The following is a 2,779-nucleotide window of genomic DNA, read 5'->3' on the forward strand; positions in this document are numbered from 1 at the left end:
CGGCTTCATCCCATCAGCGGCCAGACCGGCGGCGAAGGTCACGGCGTGCTGTTCGGCGATGCCGACGTCGAAGGTGCGATCCGGGAAGGCCTGGCGCACCACGGTGAGCGCCGTCATCGCCAGGAACGCCACGCGCCAGCCGAGGGCCTGGCCCAGGAAGGTCCCGGCGGGTACCCCGACGGAGAGTGCCACCGGAATGCCCGCCATGGCGACGGCAATCGCCCGGCCTTGCAGGTGAACCGGCGCCATGCGCCGCGCATAGCCGGTGAGCAGGGACCACGCCAGGCCGGCGGCGACGCCGGCGGTGAAGCGGGCCACCATCGTCAGGCCGTAGACGGACGAGAGGGCCGTGACCGTGTTGGCCACCGCGAAGCCCGCCACGGCCGTGAGCAGCAGCCGCTTGCGCCGCCAGCCGGCGGTGGCCGCCGTCAGGGGAATCGCGGTGAGCGCAGTGCCGATCGCATAGATCGTGACCGTCTGCCCGGTCGCGGACTCGCTCACCCGAAGGTCGTGGCTCATCGCGGGGAGCAGGCCCGCAGGGAGCGTCTCGGTGAGGCTGGTGATGAACACCGCTGTGGCGAGGGCGAGTAGCGCCGGCAGCGGCAGTTTCTGCCGCTCCTCGCCCTCCTTCTCCGTAGGCGGTGCGGCGCCGGAATCCCTGCCGGGAGCGGCTGCCGTATCGGGTGACGCGCTCATGGGGCTGTACTCCGTATCTGCTGGGTAGCCGATGGCGAGGGGTCACAGGGTGACGGGGAAGCGGTTGCGGTCGCCGCTGCCGCTCCGACGAGCTCACGGCTGAACTCCCGTACCCGGCCCGCGAGGTGGCGAAAGCCGCGAGTCCGCACGACGTCCGCGCCACCCTCCGCCAAGCGCCTGGCGAGGGCCGGGCCGATGCCGTCGGCATGGCCGACGACCGCGGCCGCAGTGCCCGCGTACCTGGTCATGCCTGCGCTCCCTCCTGACTCGCCGTGGCGCTGCCGGGTACGCCCGGCACCCGGGCCATCCGGTGGTAGGACTGTGCCTGCGGGTACTTCGGGAATGCTTCGGAAGAACTTCGGAAGAACTTCGGGAAGGCTTCGAGCCGGTGACGGGTCGGCTGACGCCGTACCGTACAGGTACGGTGTCCGCATGCGGTTTGGCGTGCTCGGACCACTTGCGGTGTGGGACGACGAGGGGGAGCCGGTCCAGGTCCCCGAGACCAAGGTGCGGGCGCTGCTGGCGGATCTGCTCGCGCACGACGGCGGCCCCGTCTCTGTGGACCGGCTCATTGATGATCTGTGGGGTGACAACCCGCCCGGCAATCCAGCGGGCGCTCTGCAGGCCAAGGTCTCCCAACTGCGCCGGGTGCTCGGCCGCGAGCGGTTGGTGCGGCAGCCGCCGGGTTACCGGCTGCGGCTCGACGCGGCCGACGAAGTGGACGCCGAGCGGTTCGGCAGCCTCGTCGCCGAGGCCCGCTCCGTCACGGACCCGTCGGCGCGGGCGGCGCTGTTCACCGAGGCCCTCGGACTGTGGCGGGGGCCGGCGTTCGCGGACTTCGCCGACGAGGAGTTCGTACGAGCAGCGAAGGAGTGCCTGGCGGAACGGTGGCTGGCCGTGGTGGAGGAGAGGGCCGAGGCCCGCCTGGCGGCGGGGGACCACCTGTTCCTTGCCGGAGAGCTGGCCGGTCTCGTGGCCGAGCATCCGATGCGGGAGCGACTGCGCGCCCTGCAGATGCAGGCGCTGTACCGGGCGGGCCACCAGGGCGAGGCGCTCGCGTCGTACGAGGATCTGCGTACCCGCCTCGCCGGGGAGTTGGGGGTCTTCCCCGGTCGCGCGTTGAGTGCGCTCCACCAGGCGATGCTCCGCCAGGACCCGGGGCTGGACGTCGTTGCCCGGACCCCGGCCGATGACGCCGGACCGCTTCATCCGTCGCCGTCGATGAGCCCCGAGGCCGTCCCGGCACCCGCTCCACCGACCAATGTTCCCGTGCCCCTCACTGCCCTCATCGGCCGCGAAGAAGCCATCGGCCACCTCGCCCGCCTCCTCGGCCGTCATCGGCTGGTGACCCTCACCGGTCCCGGAGGCGTCGGGAAGACCCGCCTGGCTGTGGCCGCCGCGCAGGACATCGCATCCCGTTGCGCGGCCGCCGGGCTTCCCGACGGGGCCTGGTTCGTCGAGTTCGCAGGTGTCCGCACCGCCACCCCCGACGACCTCGCCGAGATCGTCGCCGCGACCCTCGGCATCCGGGATGACGCTCCCTCCGCCCCGCCCGCCACCTGCACCATGGCCGCCTCTCCCCTGCACCGGCTGACCGCCGCCCTGCGAGACCGCCGCACGCTGCTCGTGCTGGACAACTGCGAACATGTCGTCGCAGCCGCCGCCGACCTGGTCGGGCTGCTCCTGCGCAGCGCCCCCCAGTTGCGCATCCTCACCACCAGCCAGGAACCGCTCGCCCTGGCCGGTGAGGCCGTGTTCCTGGTCGAGCCGCTCCACACCCCTGACGCCGTACGCCTGTTCACCGAGCGAGCCGCGGCCTGCGCGCCCGGCTTCCGGCTCGGCTCCGATGAGCCCGGCGGCACCGACGAAGGCGCGGGATCCGACCACGCCGCCGTAGCCGAGATCTGCCGCCGTCTGGACGGCATCCCGCTCGCGCTGGAGCTGGCAGCGACCCGGGTACGCGCCCTGGGCATCCGGGAGTTGGCCGCACGCCTCGGTGACCGGTTCCGGGTGCTGACCTCCGGGCAGCGTGGCGCACCCGCCCGTCAGCAGACCCTGCGCGCGATGATCGACTGGAGCTGGG

General features: G+C 72.7%; 3 protein-coding genes. 1 reads left to right on the forward strand and 2 read right to left on the reverse strand.

Annotated features, from left to right (window positions below):
• Positions 1–696: MFS transporter (locus ACI2LP_RS34145; protein ID WP_404728425.1), on the reverse strand; the 696-nt coding region annotated here is incomplete at its 3' end.
• Positions 693–944, reverse strand: coding sequence for a hypothetical protein (locus ACI2LP_RS34150; RefSeq protein WP_404728426.1), 252 nt, complete (start codon positions 942–944; stop codon positions 693–695). The genes ACI2LP_RS34145 and ACI2LP_RS34150, both read right to left, overlap by 4 nt.
• 184 nt (positions 945–1,128) lie before the next feature.
• Between ACI2LP_RS34150 and ACI2LP_RS34155 the strand changes: the two genes are divergently transcribed.
• On the forward strand, positions 1,129–2,779 hold a 1,651-nt coding region (locus ACI2LP_RS34155; protein ID WP_404728427.1), incomplete at its 3' end, for a BTAD domain-containing putative transcriptional regulator.

It is taken from the genome of Streptomyces sp. NPDC019890 (genome assembly GCF_044903445.1).
Classification (GTDB): domain Bacteria; phylum Actinomycetota; class Actinomycetes; order Streptomycetales; family Streptomycetaceae; genus Streptomyces.

What these genes read in the sequence shown, in the direction of transcription:
- ACI2LP_RS34150 (WP_404728426.1), bottom strand. Translation starts at nt 944, where the DNA reads ATGACCAGGTACGCGGGCACTGCGGCCGCGGTCGTCGGCCATGCCGAC.